We start from the raw sequence: 20,183 nt of genomic DNA, 5'->3' as shown, positions 1-20,183 counted from the left end.
CCCGGATGCTACCGGTGATCATCGCAGGTGGCGGCCCGGTCGGGCTGATCACCGCGCTGGGGTTGGCGCACTACGGCATCGACGTCGTGGTGTTCGAGGAGGACGACCAGCTCTCCCTGGACACCAAGGCCGGCACCGTGCTGACCCGCACGCTGGAGGTCCTCGACCGCTACGACGCCGCCGGGGACGTGCTGGCCGCCGCGCTGCGGATCGACGAGATCGGCGACATCGACCGCGCCACCGGCGAAGCCCGGGCCAGCGTGCACACGGGCGAACTCGTGCACGACACCAGGTTCCCGTTCGTGCTCAACATTCCCCAGCACCACCTGGAGCCCGTGCTGCGCGAGCGGCTGGAGGCGCTCGCTCCGAAGACCGTCCACATGGGACACCGGGTGGTTGGCTTCACCCAGGGCGGCGACCATGTCGATGTGGTCGTCGAGTCGATCGGCGGCCGGAAGACCATCCGGGGCAGCTACCTGCTCGCCTGTGACGGCGGCCGGTCCCAGCTACGGGAGGCGCTTGGCATCACGGTCGCCGGCCACACCCTCGCGCAGCGCTACATGCTCGTCGACCTCGAGGTCGACCTGGACGAAGCCAACCCGCGCGACTTCCCGTACCTGGCCTACTTCGGCGATCCGACCGAGTGGATGATCCTGGTCCGGCAGCCGCACTGCTGGCGGTTCCTCTACCCGCTGGAGCCGGGCCGACCCGAACCCGACCGGGCCGAGCTGGCAGCCAAGGCCCAGCGCTTCATCGGCGACGTGGACGGCCTGCGGGTCCTGGGCACCAACGTCTACCCCGTGCACCACCGGGTCGCCGACCGGTGGCGGGACGGGCGGGTGTTCCTGATGGGCGACGCCGCCCACCTGATCACGCCGATGTGGGCGCTCGGCCTGAACACCGGCGTGCTGGACGCGTCCAACCTGCCGTGGCGGCTGGCCTGGGTGCTGCGCGGCTGGGCGGACGAGTCGCTGCTCGACGGCTACGAGCGCGAGCAGTCGCCGGTGGCGGTCCGCGGTTCCGGCGAGATGGCCGAGGCCGCACGGGCCTACATGGACCGGCGCGCCACCGAAGTGTCCGCAATGGACGGTGGCCGCTGGGGCGTGGCGGTCACCCGGTCACTGCTGGGAGTGCGGCTGGACGTGGACGGCAGCGGCGACTGGTCGATGATCGCCGCCGGGGACACCCCGCAGCCGGTCCGCACCGGCGACCGGCTGCCGGACGTGCCGCTCTTCGGCCCACACGGCCAGGTGTCGCTGCACGACCTGACCCGCGACTCCTTCGCCGCCTTCTACTTCACCGACGTACGGCGGCGGCCTCGGCTACCCGGCACCGTGTCACCCGGGTTGAGCCGGTACCTGGTGAGCCGGTGGGACGCGCCGCTGGACTCCGGCCTGCGCGAGGTGGCCCTGTTCGACCCGGGCGAGCACGCCACCCACCGGATCGGTGTGCTGCCCGACACCGCCGTCCTGGTGCGGCCCGACGGCCATGTCGCGGCGATCCTGCCGTTCGATCCGGCCGACGACACCAAGGACCCCGTCCGCGACAGGTACCTACAGATCACTGGAGCGACCCGATGACCGCCGGCCAGATCGTGTACTCACCGAGCGGCGAGCGGATCGTGCTCGGCGAGATCGGGCAGACCGTGCTGCTGGACAACCCGCGGGTGCGGGTCTGGGAGGTGGTGCTGGCGCCCGGCGAGGTCCAGCCGTGGCACCTGCACCACAACCCGTATCTCGTGCTGAACCTGGCCTCCTCGCCGTGCCACATGGACTGGCTCAACGGGGACCCGCCGCGGTATCTGGAGGAGACGCCCGGTGGAGTGTTGTTCCGGCCCACCTCGCCCGTGCACATGCTGACCAACGACGGCGAGAAGACCTATCGCAACCGGATCGTCGAGCTTAAGGACCTGGGCGAGGAGGCCGTCGGCGACCTGGTGACGGGTCGGCCGGGCACTCCGCTGGCCGGACTGCCGATCGTGTTCTCCAGCGACGAGGTCCGCGTCCACGCAGTCGCCGACGAGCAGCTGGAACTGCCGTCGGACCGGGCGTTCGTCCTGATCACCTTGCCCGACGGCGAGGTCTCCTACCGGCCGGAGAAGATCACCGGCGCCGGCCGTCTGATCGAGCTGACCTACCTCGGGGAGCGCCGATGACCGACATCACCGACGAGGAGTGGGCGGCGAACCTGTCCGAGCCCGCCGCCTACTCCGGCGAGGCCCCGGACCGCTCCCGTGAGCGCCTCGAGACCGGCCCCGGCGGCGAGGTGATGGGCCGCTTCCGGGAAATCCTGCTGCGTACCGACGACCTCGACTGGGTGGACAAGACCCTGGCCGGGTTGTCGCACAAGATGCTGTGGCGCGACGACGCCTCCGGCGCGTCCATCGCGCTGGTCCGGTTCCAGCCGGGAGCCGGTATCCCGTCCCGGCACGCGCACGCCTCCAACCAGTTCATGTTCTGCCTGCGCGGCCGCTACACGTACGTGCCGACCGGGCTCACCCTGACCGAGGGCTCCTTCTACTGGAACCCCAAGGGCAGCCTGCACGGCCCCACCCGGGCTGAGGAGGAGACCGTGCTGCTGGAGATCTACGACGGCCCGCACTACCCGACCCAGCCCGACTGGTACGCCAGCCCCGACGACGCCCGCTGACGAGGAACCCATGCCCAAGAACGAAATCGTGTCGCCGGACCTGGCCGTCCCGAATGGACACTTCGCCCAGGCCACCGTCGCCGCGCCCGGCCGGCTGGTGTTCATCTCCGGTATGACCGCGCGCAACGCCGACGGCGGGATCACCGGCGTCGGCGACATCACCGCGCAGACCCACCAGGTGTGCCAGAACCTTGCGGCCGCCATGGAGGCTGCCGGCGGCACCCTCGACGACATTGCCCGCGTCGACGTCTACGTGCGGGACATGGCCGACTTCGAGGCCGTCCACGCCGTGCGGCGGCAGTACTTCACCGGCGTCGCGCCGGCCTCCACCATGGTCGAGGTCTCCGGGTTCGTGAAGAAGGACTACCTCATCGAGATCAACGCCATCGGGGTGCTGTCATGAGGCTTGCCCGTGCCTTCGCCGACGGCCAGTGGTGGCTCGGCGCGATCGTCGCCGACGACAAGGAGATCGCGCTGATCCCCGGTTCGCTCGACGACGTGGTCCGTGGCGGGCCGTCCGCGCTGGACGCCGTCCAGACCGCCGTGTCGCGGGCGTCGACCGTCCCGCTGGCCGACGTGCGGCTGGGGGCGCCGCTGCGGCGGTTCAACCGGGACATCCTGTGCACCGGCTGGAACTACTGGGACCACTTCGAGGAGTCCAAGGGCAAGCGTGAGGGCCAGGACCCGCCCGAGGTCCCCCAGCATCCGACCTTCTTCACCAAGGGCCCGGACACCGTCATCGGGCCAGCCGACGACATCGCCTACGACCCCCGGCTGTCCGAGAAATGGGACTACGAGGCGGAAGTCGCGCTGGTCATCGGCCTTGACGGCCGGGACATCCCGGAGCGGGACGCCTGGCGGCACGTCTTCGGCTTCTGCCTGGCCAACGACGTCTCGCAGCGTGATCTCCAGCGTGCGCACGGCGGCCAGTGGCTCAAGGGCAAGAGCATAGACGCCACCATGCCGCTCGGCCCGTGGATCACCACCGTGGACGAGGTCGACGACCCTCAGGCCTTGAGGATCCAGTGCGAGGTCAACGGCGAGCTGCGCCAGGACGCGTCCACCGGCCAGATGGCGTTCCGGTTCGAACGGCTGATCGCCGAGCTCAGCCGCGGCATGACCCTGCGGGCCGGTGACGTGCTGCTCACCGGCACTCCCAGCGGTATCGGCAACGCCCGTGATCCGCAGGTCTTCCTGGCCGACGGCGATGTGATCGTCACCCGCGCGTCGGGCCTTGGCACGCTTCGAAACCGGGTGGTCACACGCGCGTGAGTGCGTCGGCGTTGGTGGCGATGCGGTGCCGCAGCTCGGCCGGCAGATGGGCGATCGCCTGGTACGGGTCGTCGAGGCCCATCGGGAACGGGTAGTCGCTGCCGAGCAAAAGGTGCTCGTCGCCGAAGGTCGCACGGGCGAGGTCGACAACTCCCGGGCCGTGTCCGAGGCAGTCGCTCCACAGTAGACGGACAGTCGCCGCGGGATCCGGTGTGCCGGGCGCGATCCCGGGCCGGTTGGTCGCCACGCCCCGTGACCAGCGGCCGACGAGGGCCGGCACGATCCCGCCGCAGTGCACCACTACGATCCTCAGCTCAGGGTGCCTGGTCAGGACGCCGAACACGAGCTGCGCGGCGGCGAGGCCGGTCTCCACGGGATTGCCGAGCAGGTTCGACAGATAGTGCCGCTGTAGCCGGGTGTCCGGCGACTCGCCGGGATGCAGCAGGAGCGGCTTGCGCTGGGCAGCGATCGCTGACCACAGGGGTTCGAGCGCCGGGTCGTCGAGGGCAGGTGAGCCGCCGCCGGCGGATCCGGTCCAGCCGAGGCAATCTCGCACGTCCTCGACGAGTTCGAGCGCGATATCCGGCCGGTCCAACGGAAGATAGGTGAGCCGGTCCAGCATCGGCTCGTGCTCCAGGCGGGCGCGGAGACCGTCGTCCAGCGCCCGTACCCACGCCCGAGTCTGGTGACGGTCCAGGCCCTGCCGATACAAGGGCGGCGGCGCGGACACCCAAGCGCGCTCGATTCCGTTACCCGCCAAGTGCTTGGCCAGCCTCGACGCATCATAGAGGCCAGGCGCGCCGAGCAGGTGGCCGTCGATCACCAGGCGTCCATCGCGTTGGTCAACCCCGTCGACCGGGCGTTCGAGGATCGGGGCCAGGTGGGTGTGCACGTCGGTGCTGGGCATTTCCTACCGTTCCAGGAGTTCACGGACGCGGTCGAGGGCCGGCCGCGCGGTGTCGAGGCCGGGACGCGGCCGGGCCGCACGCAGGTCCCGCAGCCGGGCCAAGGTCTCGATGACGACCTCCAGCGGCGGCCCGCTCGCGGTCAGGTCGGGCCGGCTCGGCGCATCGGCCGCGGGCTCGGCAAGGAAGGGCAGCACCAACCGGTTGTGGTGGAAGACCGTGGCGGCGCCGTGCTGCCGGCACGCTTCCAGGAACAGCTCCGCGTTCTCCCGCAGCGACGGCGACAACGGCCCTTCGAGCTCGCGAACCATCATGTCCAGCAACGACTCCGTGGTCACCAGTGAGCGGAGCAGCCGCTGGTCCTCCGGCGCGACGTACGGATACTTGTCCGTGGTCACCCACTGGTAGAACGGGTCGTGCGGCGAGCACAGCCCGAGCAGCACGTCGATGGCGTTGATCGCGGCGAAGTCGCCGGCGTTCGCGCCGCGGTACTCCGCCGAACCGACGCGATGACTCTTGAAGTACGGCCGGATGTTGTAGAAGAACCGGTCCCGGTCGAGCTCGTCCGCGAGCTTCCTGCTGTGCCGGAGGACGTCGCCCAGCGCGGCCACGGCGTCCGCGAAGTGGTAGGCGGCCAACGGATTGGACACGCCGAGCCGGGGAATGCTGAGCAGGGCATTGGCGGCTCGGCGGTAGGCGATCACCGCCAACCCGTTGTAGGTGAGGAAGATCCGCTCGCTGTCGAGAGTGGTGAAGGTGTAGAACGCGCCGTCCACGGCTCGGTTGTGGATGTGCTGGTGTGCCGAGGAAAACCGGGGAGCGACGCCGAGGGACGACGACAGGGCCATGGCCAGCGGGGCAACCCGGGCCTGGTCGGGCTCCACCTCGTGCCGGCGGCAGGCGCCGAGGTAGAACCCGACCAGGCCGAGCAGTTCGTAGCGGGCGTCCGGGCCGGCCGGCAGCTCTCGCCGCTGCGCCACCCGTCCGATCAGCGTCTCGCCGTCCCGCACCAGCCTTCGCGTCAGGTCGTCCACATCGGACCGTTCCGAAAGGACGATCGCCTGCTCCGCGAAGTAGATCTCCTCCAGCGCCGTGTTGATCTCCGTGAACTCGCCACGGATCCAGCGCTCCAGGTCCAGGATCACGCCGTTTCCTCCACCGGCGCCACGGTCCGCCCCGGACGCAGCCGCAGGGCACCGTACACCAGGAGCAGGAGCACGAAGAACGGGATGCCGAACTCCCAGGCCGGGTCGAGCCCCGGCACGAAGAACGTGGACACCAGCACGGCCACCAGGAACACGGTGGTCACCCCGGAGGTCACCGGCGCGCCCAGCAGCCGGACCGGCGAGGGCGGCAGGCCCTGCTGGCGTCGCCGGAGCCGGAACGCGAAGTGCGACAACATGATCAGGATCCATACCACGATCGCCGCGAAGATGGAGATGCCGAAGATCACCAGGTAGGCCTGCGACTTGGACTGCGCCGACAGCACGGCCGCGATCGCCATGCCCACCGCCGACAGCGCGAGCGCGTTGCGGGGCACGCCGGTGACGGTCAGCCGGCCCATCCAGGCCGGCGCGAGCCGGTGCAGGGCAAGGGAATGCGCCATTCGCGTGGTCACGTACAGATTGGTGTTGGCACTGGAGAGCGCCGCGGTGATCACGACGAAGTTCATGATGCCGGCGGCCGCCGGGATGTTGGCCGCGGCGAACACCTTCACGAACGGGCTCGACTCCAGCGAGCCGCCCTGGGCCGCGACCGTCCACGGCACGATCGACACGATGACGACGATCGCCAGCACGTAGAAGAACCCGATCCGCAGCACCATCTTCCGGGCGGCGCGCGGGATGTCGCGCACCGGATCCTTGGACTCCGCGGCCGTCACCGAGACGACCTCGGTGCCGATGTAGCTGAACAGCGAGAAGATCATGGCCAGTCCGAGCCCGCCGATGCCGTTGGGCAGGAAACCGCCGTGCGAGGCGAGGTTGCCGAAGCCGGTGGCCGGCTGGCCGGGCAGCCCGAAGAAGATCAGCACGAAGCCCAGCACCACGAAGACGGCGATCGCGGTGACCTTGATCATGGAGAACCAGTACTCCAGCGAGCCGAAGAAGCTCACCGTCACGGCGTTGACCACCAGGATCACCGCCGAGAACAGCACGACCGGGATCCACAGCGGCAGCTGCGGCCACCAGTACTGGAGGTAGATGCCGGCCGCGATCACCTCGCCGCCGACCGCGATCACCTGGCCGGCCCAGTACGTCCACCGGACGACGAAGCCGGCCCAGCCGCCGAGATAGCGGTGCGCGATGGCGCCGAACGCGCCGGCCTCCGGATGCACCACCACCATCTCGGCCAGCGCCCAGGCGATGACCATGGCGACCAGTCCACAAAGGATGTACGCGACGATCGTCGCCGGTCCGGCGTTGCTGATGGCGAGCGTGGAGCCGAGGAAGAGCCCGGTGCCGATCGCCCCGCCGATGCCGATCATGGCCAGCTGCCGGGACTTCAGCCGTCTCGACAGCTCGGGATGCGGTGACCCGCTGGCGTCCATGGTGATCATCCTCCGGTACGTCGAAAGTCGCGAATGGCGGTGACGACGGCATCGACGTCGTCGGCGGTGGAGTAGTAGTGCAACGAGATCCGCAGCAGCTCGCCGCGCGGGCTGGTGACGATGTTCCGGTCGGCGAGATAGCCGGCCAGGCGGTTGGGATCGCCGGTACGCACCGCCACCTGGGGACCACGCAGGACCGCGTCGGCCGGCGACCAGAGGTGTTCTCCGGCCGCGGTCAGCGAGTCGTGCGCGTACTGGCCGAGTTCGGCGATGTGCTGCCGGACCGCCTTCAGATCAAGGTCGCCCAGCACGCGTAGGCCGGCGACTGCGCCGTAGGCGGCGGGAATCGCGGGTGTGCCGGCCTCGAAGCGGCGGGCGTCGGCCGGGTAGTCGATGTGCCGCGGGTCGAACTCGAACGGGTTTCGGCGGCCGAACCACCCGGTCGCCTGCGGATCGCGGGAATCGGTTGTGCCGCCTCGAACGTAGAGGAAGGCGATGCCGGGAATGCCCAGCATGTACTTCAGCGCACCGGCGGCGAGGAAGTCGCACCCGAGTTCCTGGACGTCGATGGGCTCGACACCGGCGCCCTGATATGCGTCCACAAAGGTCAGTGCGCCGACGGCCTGTGCGCCGGCGATCACGTCCCGTACCGGCAGCCGAACCCCGTTGCGGTAGGAGATCAGCGGCACCGACACCAGTCCGCACGACTCGTCGGTCTCGGCGGCGTAGTCCTCGGCCGTCACCACGCCGTCACGGTCCGGCACGTAGCGCACGTGTGCGCCGTTTGCCTGCTGCGCCAACCACACGTGGGCGACGGAGGGGAACTCCATGTCGGTGCTGACCACATGCGGCCGCGCGCGCCAGTCCCTTGTGGACGCCACCTGATAGGCGGCCGCGGAGACCGACGGCAGCGCGGCGATCTCGTCCGGACTGGCGTTGATCAGCTCCGCGAAGAGCCGGCGGGCGCGGTCAACCTCACCCATCCACCGCTCCCACGGCGCACCGTACTTCAGCAGCGTGTGCTGGAATTCCAGCAGCGCGGCCGCCAGCGTGTCGGACAACGCACCCTGGCTGCACGACGCCAGGTAGGTCATCTCGGCCAGTGCCGGAAACCGCAGCCGGAACTCTCCGGAGGTCAACATCGGTGTTTCCCTCTCGTTCTCGACGAATTGGGCGGAAGCTTAGGGTGGCCGCCACCACGTCGCTATCCGGCCGGCGAACCCGCTGTCCGGGTCGCGCAGACGCTAGCGGTGCAGCGTCGTGGACGGCTTCTCGCCGAAACGTTCCCGATAGAGCACGGAGAACCAGCCGGCGTGCAGGAATCCCCACCGCGTGGCGATATCGGTGACCGTCTCGCCGCCGGGCTGTGCGGCCAGGAGTTCCGCGTGGACTCGGCGCAGGCGGACGTCCCGCAGGTAGCTCATGGGCGTGGTGTCCGCGAAACGGCGGAACCCGATCTGTAGGGAGCGAACCCCGACACCGACCGCCTCGGCGAGATCCTCGACCGTCAGCGGCTCGGCCGCATGGCTCTCGATGAGCGCCATCGCCTTGCGCACGGCCCTCGACGCGACCGGCCGGTCCTCGCCGAGCGCCTCGCTGTACGTGTTCGCCTGGGCGAGCAGGAAACGCTGGAAGATCAGCGCCTCCATCTGTTCCGGCGCAACAGGTTCTCCGGACGAGACCTCGCGCAGCAGCAGGGCCATGACGTCGAGCCAGGCCCGCGCCGCCGCGCTGGTGAGGTCCATGCCGAGCGAGAACCGCAGCGGACGGTCCAGGGTTCGACCAAGGACGCGGCCGAGATGGAGTTCCAGGCGCTCACGGTCGATGCCGACGATGAGCTGTGGCGTGCCGCTGGACCAGGTCATGTCGAGGCGCTCGGCCGGGTCGATCACCACGGCGGTCGCCGGATCCGAGGTGATCCGATCGCGCCCGCAGGTGATGTCGGCCCGGCCGGTGAGCGGGACGTGCACCAGGAATCCGTTGCTGGGCGCGGCGGTGACGATCCGGACGCCGGCCCGATGGTCGACGTGGCTCAGCGTCAGACCACCGACCACAGTGGACCTGAGCACTGCTCGGAACTTCACGCCGCGGGTGTCCGGCAGCAGTTGGTGGTCACGGAAGAGCCGGCTGCCGACCAGGCGGGCCTCGTCGACGTCGGTGGTGTCGACGACCTCGTGTCCGGCCAGGGTCGGCATGTCCATGGCTGCTCCTAACGAACGCCGCCCTGCGGGTCGTCCGGCTGGGTCGGGTAGGCGCTGGTGCCGTCGGGCAGATACGCCGCCGCGGGCGAACCGGCCGGCACGAACACCGCCACCTCGCGGATCGGCACGTCGCCGGTGTTCTCCACCTGGTGCAGGGTGCGGGCCGGGAGGTGGATGCAGGCGCCCGGGTGGATCGGGTTGCGCTCGCCGTCGATGTGCAGGATCCCGTTGCCCTGTATGACGTAGATGACCTCGTTGTACCGGTGGTAGTGCACCGGGGCGGGCTCGCCGGTCGGCACGTCGCCGACGAAGTGCGTGCCGGAGCGGAAGCCGGTCGACGGGTCGGCGAGGATCCGGTACTCGCGGCCGGCCGTCGCGTGGCCGATCTCCTGTGCGTCCAGCGCGGACACCGTGCGCCGATCGCCGATCTCGACGTCCGGTTCCGGCGCGGTCACCCGGACGCTGACGATCTCCGCCGCGTCGGTGATCTCCAGCCGGTAGCGCTCCCCCGGCGCGAGGTAGATGCCGCTCTCCGGTCCGAACTCCTCGGCCTCGTCGCCCAGCCGCAGGCGGCCGCGGCCGTGCAGCACGAACAGCAGCTCCTCGTGGTCGCCGGAGTCGAACTGCGGTGTCGCCCCGGAATCGAGGCAGTGCACCGTCTCGGTCAGGTACCGGCAGCCGAACGCCTCGGTCAACACCGGCCGGCTCATGCCTTGCGGTGCGACGTCGTCGCGGTACACGACGTAACGAGAGCCCATCAGCTCACCACCTTCGTCTGCGCCAAGGTGATTGTCGTGCCGGCGAGCGCCAGCGACACCGGGCAGGCGCGCTTGGCCTGGTCGGTGATGCGGGCGAAGTCGTCGTCGGTGAGCGCGTCGGCGGTCCCGGTGACCGACAGCGCGATCTCCGTGATGCGGTAGCCCGCGTCGGTCTCCTCCAGCCGTACCACCGAGTTCGCGTTCACCTGCACGTCCTGGTAGCCGTCCTGCTCCAGCAGGTTGGCCACCGACATGGCGAAGCAGCCGGCCAGGCCGGCGCCGATGAGCTCTTCGGGGTTGGTGTTGAGCGGGGCGTCGTCGGACTCGCGGGAGCGGAGCGAGTAGTCGCTGTCGAGGGCCTTGCTGGCCGTCCTGATGTGGCCGACCCCGGTCGGGACCGGCCCCGTCCAGCGGGCTTCGGCGCGTCGGCGGACCTGGATGCCCATGGCTTGCCTCCTCCGGTTCGAAGGCCAGCTTGCCTATCGCTTGCCACCCAGTCAAGCACTTGCCTACCACTTGCCTCTCGCGCATGCTGGCTCGGTGACCCTTGACGAGGCCCAGATCGATGCCCAGTTGCAGGTGATGGCCGAGCGGCTGCGCACCGCCCGGTTCGCACGGGGGCTGCGGCTGATCGACGTCGCCGGCATGACCGGGCTCAGCGAGGTGCACCTCTACCGGCTCGAGCAGGGTGAGCGGGCCCCGTCGCTGCGTGCGCTGCTGGCGTTGGCCGCCGCGCTCGACCTCTCCCCCGGCGACCTGCTGACCAGCGACAGCACCGCCCCCGACCGCAGCGCCCCGCACACCGGGCGGGCCGTGTGGACCGGCACCGAGCAGACCGGCGCCGGCGAGATGATCAAGGGTGCCGTGCGGGTCCGCTACGACCTGGCGCATCGCGCCAACCCCGAGCTCATCGAGGACGCCGACGACACCGTCGGCAGCCCCGAGGCGCTGCTCGGGATGGCCTTCGCCGGCTGCTTCTCCATGGCGCTCGCCTCCGACCTCGACGCCGCCGGCTATGCGCCGCTGCGCATCGAGACCTTCGCCGAGGTCCAGACCGAGACCGGCCCCGGCGGCATGGCCCTGAGCGACATCGAACTGCGCTGCGAGGCCACCGTCGCCGACATTCCGGACGCCCAGTTCCAGGCCATGGCCGAGAACACCAAGCGCAGCTGCCTGGTGTCCCGGGCCCTGGCGGCCGTGCCGGCCAGGCTCGACGCCCGCCTGGTGTCGATCACCGAGGAGTGACCGAGTCGTCGGCCCCGGACGATGGTCAGGCCGGCGGTGGCGTGTTGACGAGCAGGTCGAAGACGAGGCCGCTCGACCCCTCGCCCCGGCCTTCGCCGCGGCGGGCGCTCAGCCAGACGACCACCCGGCCGTCGCGCCAGCGGGTTCGGTTGTACGCGACGGACAGGCGGGTGCCGGCCGCCGGCACCTCCTCCTCGTTGACGAAGTACTGCTTCCCCCGGTCGAATCCCTCCCGCAGCAAGGTGGTGCGCGGCCGGACCGGCTGGCCGTCGACGGCGCTGGGCATCGCGGCGCGCTGGAGCTGGATCTCCCGGTTGTCGCCGGGCACGTGCACCGGCACGAACGGGATCCAGTGCTCCGGGATGGAGTTCATCACCTCGTACGAGAGGGCGGCGCGGGGCGGATCGGTGACGGGCGGGGTGCCGGCCTGCCGGCGGCGGTAGGCCAGGACCTCCCCCGCTGCCTCGGAGCCCCGGTGCGGATCGCCGGTGGGCAGGCGGACGGTCTGCTCGATGCCCCACACCAGGTTCGCGTTCTCGTCCCGGATCAGCAGGACCTCCTCCAGCGGCGGTCCCTCGGCCACCTTGGGCACGCTCGGCGGCAGGAACAGGTCGGTGTCGGCGGGCACGTCGTCGTCGCCGATGGTGTCCAGGGTGAACATCGACCAGCGCTGCCAGTCCTCGTCGAAGCCGGCGCCGGCCGGGGTGATCCACTGCCGGTTGCCGAACACGTCGGTGACCACCAGGCCGCGGATCCGCGCCACGGTCCCGGCCGGGAGGTCGCACGGCACCTGGAACCAGTCGTTGCTGAACACCAGCGCGAACTCCAGGAACACCAGCCGGGCCAGGTCGGTGCTGTCCGGGCGGACGGCGGCGAAGTTGGTCTTCCCGTCCTCGATCGCCCACCACCGCGGCAGCGGCATCCCGGAGTAGCGGACCGGCGCCGGGAACACCGTCCTCGCGAGCGCGGGCAGCGGCGGCTTCGCGCCGCCGACCGGCGGGCCGGGGTCCACCGAGAACGCGTGCCAGTCGAGCTCGCCGCCGGGATACTCCCGCGCGGTGAGGGTCTTCTCGGCGCCGCCCGGCATCGACGCGGCCACCGTGAACCGGTGCTCCAGCCGCCGCGGGTCCCAGGTGGCGTCCCCGTCCGGATCCGCCTGCGTGATACCGGTCGGCTGGTCGATCAGCGCGTCGAACCAGGCGACGAGCCGCTTGCCCGCGTTGACCAGCGGGGTGTGGTGCAGGATCGGGATCGTGTGGATGCCCGCGTCGGCGTTGCCGCCGCCCTTCACGAACAGGTACAGCTCGTACCCGTCCATCCGGCGCCCGGCGACCGCCTGCATCGTGGCCCACACCGTCGGGTTGGCCCGCTGCGTGACGTCGTCGGCGGTCGGCAGCTTGATCGGGTACCTGGCGGCGTACTGCTCCTCGAACTTGAGCACGTGGCCGAGCAGCCCCAGCTGGCCGAGCAGCTTGAACCAGCGGTGCCCGATCGCCAGCCGCAGGTCGAACGAGATCTTCTCGGCGCCGTAGGTGAACGTCAGCGGCCGGCGTTCCGCGACCGTCTCCAGTGGACGGTCGGTCGGCAGGTCCTCCGGTGCACCGCCGAACGGCCGGAACCGGGTGGGCCGCGACTGCGCGACGGAGTACGTCACGGTCACCGGCGAACCGCCGTCGGTGCCGTGGAACTCGCCGAGCTGCCACTGCCGGGTGAGCAGCCACAGTGGATCACGGACCTCGGCACGCAGGGCCCGGTCGAACTCGGTGGTGCGAGGCCGGCCTTCGAGCCGGGCGCCGGGATCGGTCATCGGTCGGTCCTCCGGTCCGTAGCGGCACCGAGATGGGCCGGCTCGACCGCGCGGGTCTTGGCCATCTCGAACGTCTCCGTGATCGCGTCGACCAGGTCCGCCGCCGCCCACTGCCCGCCGGTCACCCGCACCGGCGGGACCACCAGCAGCATCGACTGCGGCGGTTCCGAGTCCGGCCCGTTGTGGTGCACGGCGACCCCGGTGGTCTCGCGTTCGGCCGGGATGACCTCGGTCCACTCGTCGAGCAGCAGCCCGCACTGCCGGTTTCCGCTCAGCCCCGTCGCATAGTGCGCGGTGAACAGCAGCCGGTCCTGGCCGAGCTGGTCGGGCAGCTTGGGGTCCTTCGCGAACTCCATGCCGAGCCAGTGGTCGCCCTGGACGAACGGCAGCTGGATCGGCGACAGCTGGGGTTCGGTCCAGTCGAGGATGCTGACGCCCAGCAACCCGCCCGGCCCGAGCAGCGCGTCGGCGAGCAGCACGGTCTGCTCCCACAGCCTCGGCGCCTCCCGCACCCGCGCCATGCCGTGCAGCCAGTCGTCGACCGGGAAATCCCGTGCCGGCTTGAGGTGCGCGACCAGCTTGTCACTGTCGTTGCGGGCCTTGCGCCACTGGTCGATGACGGCCGCCGGCGGGGTGAACTCGGGCACGGACAGGACGTCCTCGCCCAGCAAGGCCTTGAGTGCGTCGGTGCCGGCCCGCACCTGGTCCGGCCCGGGGACGGCCTGGTCGTAGAGCTGGAGCGCCGTGGTGGCGGCGTCGCGTCGCGCGGCCAGCTCGTCCGCGAGCTTTCTCCCTCGCGCCAACAGGTCCGCGCCGAAGACGACGACGCGGTCCCGGAACGGGGTGAGGTCGAGGCCCTGTGGGTCGAACTCGGCCGGCGGCAGGATGGCGGCGACGTCCTTGAGCAGGTCGCTCAGGGCCGTCCTGTTGGTGCCGGCCAGCTGCTGGAGCGCGTTGACGTTGTTGGTGAAGGTATTTCGGAGGTTGCGGACCCGCGTGCGCATGTGCGCCGGGGTGTCGTCCCGCGGCTTCGGCCTGGTGGTGAGCAGTCGCTCGGCCTTCTCCAGCAACTGGAACCGCGGCTCGTTCGGGGTCGAGTTCGGCAGGTGCTCGTACTGGTCGAGCAGCGCGTTGGCGGCGGCCAGCGCGGCCGCCATCCGGGCGGCTAGTACCGCCACGGCGGCGAGGACGTCGGCGAACACTCCGCGCCGCCACTGCGCGAGTTCGCCCCAGCCGCTGCGCAGCAGGCCGAACCCGCCGGCCGTCACCGCCAGCTTCGCGTACCGGGTGGGGAAGGTGTCGATCCCGTTCAGCACGGCGGTCCGATTCGGCGGTGCGCCGTCGGGATAGAGCGGTCCGAGGTCGGCGACGAACTTGGCCACGTCGCTGATCAGGCTGGTCAGCGACGCCAGCACGGCCGTCGGGCGGTTCTTCGGCAGCGTCACGGCGTCGTCGGCGGCGCGGTTCACGTCCGCGGGGCCGGCGGCGGGCACAAGATCGCTCTGGCGCAGCGGCCTGGCCGTCGTCAGCAACGTGCGCACGGCCGCGACCAGCGGCGACACCTCGAAGAAGGTGACCATGCCGTCGATCTGGGTGGTGTACTCGATGTGCAGCTCGAAGTCCGGCCGCGGCTTCACCTGGTCGACGACCACGCCGATGATCCGGTCGTCCAGGTCGGTCATCGCGGCCTGGTCGGTCGGCCGCAGCGCCCACAGCAGGTCGATCGGCGACAGCCCGGCGTCCGCCTGGCTGACGGTGTGGTCGTGGGCATGGCCGTCCTCGTCGTGCCAGGTCACCAGGGCGGCCACGGTCTCCGGTTTCGGCAGCACCTCCGGCAGCCAGTCGTTGACCGCGGGCTCGGCCTGCGCTCGTGGCTTGTTGTGGCCGAACAGCGGGGCGCCGTGGTCCGGATCAAGGCCGGGGGTGAGCTGAAGTCCCAGCCGGTGCGTGAGGGTGGTGCCGCTGCGCGGCGTCTCCACCACCGATGGCGCGGGCGGCAGCCCCTCCTTGGCGTACGCGTCGAGCGCCGCCGACGCGCGTTCTGCGTTGCCCTGCAACGCCTGGTGCGCGCCTTCGGCGACGGCCACATCGGCAACCGCGTCCAGGGTGTTGCGCAGCGAGTTCACCTCGGCCCTGATGTGGCCGATCTGGGTGGGGCTCGCCGGCGTCAGGTCGGTGAACCCGAACGGATAGTCGTCCGGGCTCCCGCCGTCCCGCAGCGCGTTGACGTGCCGCAGCAGGGCCAGCCCGTCGATCACGTTGCCGGCCTCGACCTGCTCGATGCTCGTCGGCGCGGCCGGGTCGTCCGGCGCCAGCGCGGTGTCGTCGATCTTGTTGGCCCGCAACGGGAACTTCAGGCGCAGCCCGGCAATGAAGGTATCGAGGCCGGCGTCGCGGTCGTGCAGCCCGCGCTCGAAGCGGTAGCCGAGCAGCGCGCCGAGGGCCTGGCCCTGACGCATCCCGTCGGCGATGGTCATGGCCAGCCGGACGCGTTCCGAACTGAGGTTCACCTCGAACACGTTGGCCTTGGCGGGATCGGCGTTCGCGAGGTAGCCGGCCCGCAGCACGGCGGCGGTGCGGGCGTGGGCGGGAGACGGGGTGTGGACGTAGCCGGCGTTGTTCCGGTCATGCGGAATCTGGCCGGTGCCGAACACCGCGGTGAGGTCGGTCGGCACGGTGACCATGTCGACCGGGTCGGTGTTCCTGGTGACCTGTTCGAGCAGCCCGTACGCGCCGAGGTGCAGGCCCGGCACCGGTTGGCCGGTGCCGTCGGGGCCGTAGCGCATCTCGGCCAGCCGCTCGTTGACGAGCCCGAGCCGCCACGCGTCCAGGCGGTAGGTGGCGCAGTCGACGTGCTCGGCGAACACCCGCTCCAGCTTCGCGGTGGACAGCCCGGCCAGGAACGTCAGCGCCTGCACCAGCTCCGCCGGCACGGTCCCGGTCGACGCGGCCAGCACCGCTTGCCGCGCAAGCAGGTACAGCAGCGTCGCCGGCGGCACGTCGTCGGTGAAGCCCTGCTGGCCGCCGATCGTGGACAGGTCGCTCTCGGCGAGCCAGGTCAGGTAGTCGCGGCCGTCGGTGGTGTAGGGCCGGACCAGGTCCGTCTCGGACAGCGGCCGGTCGTCGACCACGGGCGTGGCCAGTGGGTGCGCGGCGTCGGCGAGCAGGTGGTACTCCGCCGAGGTCGGATGCAGCGCCAGGATGTCCAGCAGCGTCTGGTGCGGGTCGGCGCTCGGCGCGTCGAGGTCGGCGACGTGCGCGAGCGCGTCGTGCCAGCGCTGGGCCAGCTGCTTCAGCACGGCGTTGAGCGCGGTCCGATGCGTTGCCGCGGCGGGGAAAGCGAGCCGCGAGAACACGGTCGTCGGCAGGATCCCGTACGGCTGGCGGCCGATCTTCACCGCGGGCAGCGGTCCCCGGCCGGACACGTTGGCGACGAAGAACTGCCGGGTCTGCTCGATCTGGTCGGCGGTGAGTCCGCCGTTCAGCAGCGCCGGCAGGAAGTAGCCCGAGGTCGCCGGCCACAGGGCGGTCTGCGCGGCGCGGGCGTCCCGCCGGTCGGTGCCGTCGGAGTTCGGCACGCCGGCCAGCACGGCCGGGTCGAGTCCGAGCAGTTCGGCGAACCACTGGCCGTCGGTCTTGGTGGTCCAGTCGACCGCCGCGGCGGCGAACCCGGCGGCCGCGGACCGAGCTGCCGCAGACTGGGCGGCGTCGGCCTCGGCCGTCGGATCCTGGCCGGCGTCCTGGTCCTCGGAGTTGTTGGTCGGCGTGCCCTGCGGCAGCAGGCTCAGACCGGCCGGGCTGTGCAGTTGGTCGGACAGCAGGCCGCCGAGCGCCGTCGCGGTCTGCGCCGGCGTCGCCTGCTCGCGCAGACCGAGCACCACGAGCCGGTCGACGCCGTTGCGGAAGCTGTCCTGCAACGGGATCCGCAGGCCCATGCCGGCAGCGACGGCTTCGGTGAAGTCGGTCAGCCAGCGCAGTGCCGGCGGCACGGACAGCGTGCCGGCCGTCTCGTCGATCTTGAGCTGCGTCGCCGTCGGTTCCTTCGGGTCGGGGCTCACCGCCAGCCCCTGACGCACGAGCCCGCCGGTCTGTGAGAACACGAGTGTGCCGCCGACGTAGCCGAACACCGTGAAGCGGTCGGGAAGCAGCGTGGCAGTGGCGGCGACGGTCCAGGACTGTGCCGCGATCTGCCCGGCGTCACGGGTTGGCAGCACGAGGAAGGCGATCGTGACGTTGTCGCCCGGCGTGGCGGGCGCGGCGTCCACTCCGGACGGACGCAGTGCCTTGATCGCGGTGGCCCTGGTCTGGTTCTGGCCGACCGCCGCGACCAACGCGATCTCGGCGTTCCGCAGCCGCACGCGGTCGCCGTGCGCCTGCCACACGGCGGTCCAGTACGCGATCGTCGGCGGTCGGTCGTTGGCGGCGACCGCCTGTGGGCTCACGACCACGAGCACGGCCGTGCCGGCCGGCACGCCGAGCGGGCGGTCGTTCGGATTGGACGGCTGCCGGCCGCGCAGCAGCCAGGCGGCGCGCCCGGCCGGGATCCGGGCGACGAGTTCGTGCCAGGCGGCCTGCTCCCTCACCGGCGACCCGCCGGAGGCCCACAGCGCGACCCAGTACGCGTCCAGCGCGGCGAGTTCCGCCGGCGTCGGCAGCGGCTCGAGCTTGGTCACCGACCACTCGTCGGGGAACACGCGGACCAGCAGTTCCGTCGCGGTGAAGCTGGTCTCGACCCGGACCGGGCCCAGCAGCACCGGGAAGTCAAGGCTGAGCGGGGCATCCGGCAACATCTCCTGCGCGTGGATGGCTACCAGGACCGGCGCCTGGAAGAGGATGTAGGCGGCGTCGGCGGCGCTGACGTCCGGTTGCCACGCCGAGACCTGCACGTCGTCGGCGCGCTGTTCGGTCTTCTCCTGGTCGTCCTCGTCGCCGTTGAACGGGTCGAGCGCGACGGTGACGTTGCCGTCGAAGCGGATGAAGCCGTGCCCGGTCGGGTCGACCCGGCCCCAGGAGAGGTCGTTCCACACCTCGACCGGCGTCGGCGGCCCCGGCTGGTCCTCGTCGAGCCCGAACCGGGGGTCGCCCGGGCGTTCCTTCAGCACGAAGAACCAGCCGAGGTCGCCGCCCTTGCCGCGGGCGGTGTCGGCGTCCAGGTCGAAGCCGAGCAGGTAGATGTCGGGCTCGGCCTTGGCCTCGTAGATCGGCAGCCGGACCAGGCTCCGCGGCGGGTCGACGCCCGCCGGCAGCTTCGCGAGCGTCCGCTCGCCGGTCTTGTCGGGGACGCCGGGCTGTCCCGGCTTGTCGGGCCAGTCGGCCTTGTGCGCGTAGACCGCCGCGGTCGGGTACTTGCGCAGCAGCTCGCCCCTGATCACCAGGACGAGATCGTTGGTGCGCGGCGGATCGCCGGGTTTCGGCTTGGGGTTCGGGTTCTCGCCGAGCAGGGCGGCGGTGCCCCACTCGTGGATCGGCGGGATGTCGTACAGGCGTTCGCGGCGCGCCGCCGCCGTCTCGTTGGCCAGCGCCGGCGCGGCGCGGGGGTCCCAGAACTGGCGGAACGGCGTGCCGCGCTGGTCGGTCGGGTACTCCCGCCACAGCATCTCGCGCGCCATCTCGTAGTTCAGGCCGACCAGGTAGGACTCGATGAACCGGCGGTTGTTCTCCAGCAGGCTGATCGAGTTCGGCGGCAGCAGCCCGAGGTTGGGCACGAAGGTGTCGGTCGACATCTTCAGCAGGTCGGCGTACATCGGCAGGTCGAACTTCGGGTACGCCATCACCTCGGTCAGCTCGCCGTCCTTGGGCGCGAGCCGGGCCGGCAGGTTCACCGCGGCGAAGATGTTCTCGGTGACGGTCGTGTCGGCCGCCAGACCGGTGACCACGGAGGTGGTCGTGCCGGCGACGTTCAGCGGCGGCCGGTCCTGTGCGGTGAGTCCGGGCGGCGCCGCCAGCGGCGGCGCGGCGGCGACCTGCTGCTCGTCGATACGTGCGACGAGCGTGTCCAGCGACGTGCCGAGGGTCTTCATCAGGCGGCCGCCCGGCCGGGTGATCCGGCGCATGGTGGGCGACACCGGGGCCGACGCGACCCGGCTCTGCGCCACCTTGAAGCCGACGGCGAACACCTCCCCGGCCGCAGCGGCAAACGCCGAAGGACGGTCCAGCACCTTCGGGTGCGCGGGCGCGGTGATCGTCAGCGCCCGGCCGTTGGGCAGCGGCGGTGCGTCGGCGGCGAACCGGGCCGGCGCGGTGTGCGGCTCGATGTGCTTGTCGTGCAGGAGGTTTCCGACTTCTCGGGCCAGCTGCGCGCCCTGATCCAGGCGTTCGCCCGCCGGGCCTCGCCGAGCTGCTCCCACGCGGCGGCCATCAGTTCCTCCTGCCGCGCCTGGACGACCTTGGTGCCGAAGTGCGCGGCGACCCGGAAGCGCGGGTCCAGGTTGAGGCGGTGCACCCAGTTGTGCACCTCGGCGTCCGGCAGCGGGCTGCCGTCCGGCCCGGTCAGCAGTTTCGGGGTCAGCACGTGCCAGCGGCCGTACAGTGGCGGCGTGATCACCGGGTCGACCTGACCCGTCAGCACGGGAATCTGCGCCGACAGGGCGGTGTTCGCGTCGGCCGCCGACTGGTGCTGGTACGCGTCCGCAAGGTTGATCAGCCCGGCCAGCGAGCGCTGCCAGTCGTTCGGGTAGGGCGGCGCCGACGGGTCGGAAGGGTTCTGCCGCCCGTAGTAGTTGTCCCAGTTCTCGTGCAGGTCGATGACCTTGTCCGAGTCGGGCACCTGGAGCGCGCCGCCGAGCCGGAGCACGCCGT

General features: G+C 71.1%; 15 protein-coding genes. 6 read left to right on the top strand and 9 right to left on the bottom strand.

Annotation, left to right across the window (positions count from 1 at the left end; genetic code table 11):
• The first annotated feature begins 5 nt into the window (after positions 1-5).
• Genes M3Q35_RS08530 through M3Q35_RS08510 form a run of 5 tightly spaced genes read left to right on the top strand, consistent with a single transcriptional unit; the run spans position 6 to position 3,921 of the window.
• On the top strand, positions 6-1,580 hold the full coding sequence (locus M3Q35_RS08530) for an FAD-dependent monooxygenase (RefSeq protein ID WP_273941117.1): 1,575 nt from the start codon (positions 6-8) through the stop codon (positions 1,578-1,580).
• On the top strand, positions 1,577-2,155 hold the full coding sequence (locus M3Q35_RS08525; RefSeq protein WP_273941116.1) for a cupin domain-containing protein: 579 nt from the start codon (positions 1,577-1,579) through the stop codon (positions 2,153-2,155). Before M3Q35_RS08530 ends, M3Q35_RS08525 begins: the two co-directional genes overlap by 4 nt.
• Positions 2,152-2,649, top strand: coding sequence for a cupin domain-containing protein (locus M3Q35_RS08520; RefSeq protein ID WP_273941115.1), 498 nt, complete (start codon positions 2,152-2,154; stop codon positions 2,647-2,649). The genes M3Q35_RS08525 and M3Q35_RS08520 overlap by 4 nt, the downstream gene beginning before the upstream one ends.
• 10 nt (positions 2,650-2,659) lie before the next feature.
• Entirely contained in the window at positions 2,660-3,052 is a 393-nt protein-coding gene (locus M3Q35_RS08515; RefSeq protein ID WP_273941114.1) for a RidA family protein, read from the top strand.
• Positions 3,049-3,921 (top strand): fumarylacetoacetate hydrolase family protein, encoded by an 873-nt coding sequence (locus M3Q35_RS08510; RefSeq protein ID WP_273941113.1) that lies wholly within the window; start codon positions 3,049-3,051, stop codon positions 3,919-3,921. Before M3Q35_RS08515 ends, M3Q35_RS08510 begins: the two co-directional genes overlap by 4 nt.
• Here the strand turns inward: M3Q35_RS08510 and M3Q35_RS08505 are convergent.
• From M3Q35_RS08505 to M3Q35_RS08475, 7 genes are all read right to left on the bottom strand, one after another.
• Positions 3,908-4,828 carry an amidohydrolase family protein gene (locus M3Q35_RS08505; RefSeq protein WP_273941112.1) on the bottom strand — a complete coding sequence of 307 codons (921 nt, stop codon included), beginning with the start codon at positions 4,826-4,828 and terminating at the stop codon, positions 3,908-3,910. The two genes, M3Q35_RS08510 and M3Q35_RS08505, sit on opposite strands and share 14 nt — an antisense overlap.
• Before the next feature lie 3 nt (positions 4,829-4,831).
• Positions 4,832-5,971 (bottom strand): monodechloroaminopyrrolnitrin synthase PrnB family protein, encoded by a 1,140-nt coding sequence (locus M3Q35_RS08500; RefSeq protein ID WP_273941111.1) that lies wholly within the window; start codon positions 5,969-5,971, stop codon positions 4,832-4,834.
• Positions 5,968-7,374: an amino acid permease gene (locus tag M3Q35_RS08495; protein WP_273941110.1), complete on the bottom strand. Its 1,407-nt coding sequence runs from the start codon at positions 7,372-7,374 to the stop codon at positions 5,968-5,970. The genes M3Q35_RS08500 and M3Q35_RS08495 overlap by 4 nt, the downstream gene beginning before the upstream one ends.
• A 5-nt stretch (positions 7,375-7,379) precedes the next feature.
• Positions 7,380-8,516: an aminotransferase class V-fold PLP-dependent enzyme gene (locus M3Q35_RS08490; protein WP_273941109.1), complete on the bottom strand. Its 1,137-nt coding sequence runs from the start codon at positions 8,514-8,516 to the stop codon at positions 7,380-7,382.
• Positions 8,517-8,618: 102 nt separating this feature from the next.
• Positions 8,619-9,575: an AraC family transcriptional regulator gene (locus M3Q35_RS08485; protein WP_273941108.1), complete on the bottom strand. Its 957-nt coding sequence runs from the start codon at positions 9,573-9,575 to the stop codon at positions 8,619-8,621.
• Between the two features lie 8 nt (positions 9,576-9,583).
• Positions 9,584-10,333, bottom strand: a complete 750-nt coding sequence (locus M3Q35_RS08480) for a cupin domain-containing protein (RefSeq protein WP_273941107.1) — start codon at positions 10,331-10,333, stop codon at positions 9,584-9,586.
• On the bottom strand, positions 10,333-10,779 hold the full coding sequence (locus M3Q35_RS08475; protein WP_273941106.1) for an OsmC family peroxiredoxin: 447 nt from the start codon (positions 10,777-10,779) through the stop codon (positions 10,333-10,335). Before M3Q35_RS08475 ends, M3Q35_RS08480 begins: the two co-directional genes overlap by 1 nt.
• Before the next feature lie 94 nt (positions 10,780-10,873).
• Between M3Q35_RS08475 and M3Q35_RS08470 the strand changes: the two genes are divergently transcribed.
• Positions 10,874-11,578 carry an OsmC family peroxiredoxin gene (locus tag M3Q35_RS08470; RefSeq protein WP_273941105.1) on the top strand — a complete coding sequence of 235 codons (705 nt, stop codon included), beginning with the start codon at positions 10,874-10,876 and terminating at the stop codon, positions 11,576-11,578.
• 25 nt (positions 11,579-11,603) lie between these two features.
• Here the strand turns inward: M3Q35_RS08470 and M3Q35_RS08465 are convergent, their stop codons facing one another.
• Together M3Q35_RS08465 and M3Q35_RS08460 are read right to left on the bottom strand one after the other, a co-directional pair.
• The gene (locus M3Q35_RS08465; protein WP_273941104.1) at positions 11,604-13,385 is read right to left on the bottom strand and encodes a hypothetical protein; all 1,782 of its coding nucleotides are present in this window, start codon (positions 13,383-13,385) and stop codon (positions 11,604-11,606) included.
• Entirely contained in the window at positions 13,382-19,732 is a 6,351-nt protein-coding gene (locus M3Q35_RS08460; RefSeq protein WP_273941103.1) for a hypothetical protein, read from the bottom strand. The genes M3Q35_RS08465 and M3Q35_RS08460 overlap by 4 nt, the downstream gene beginning before the upstream one ends.
• Positions 19,733-20,183: the final 451 nt, after the last annotated feature.

Source organism: Kutzneria chonburiensis, assembly GCF_028622115.1.
Taxonomy (GTDB): Bacteria; Actinomycetota; Actinomycetes; order Mycobacteriales; family Pseudonocardiaceae; genus Kutzneria; species Kutzneria chonburiensis.
The sequence above is the reverse complement of the archived record's forward strand: the minus strand, read 5'-3'. Positions and strand labels throughout refer to the sequence as shown.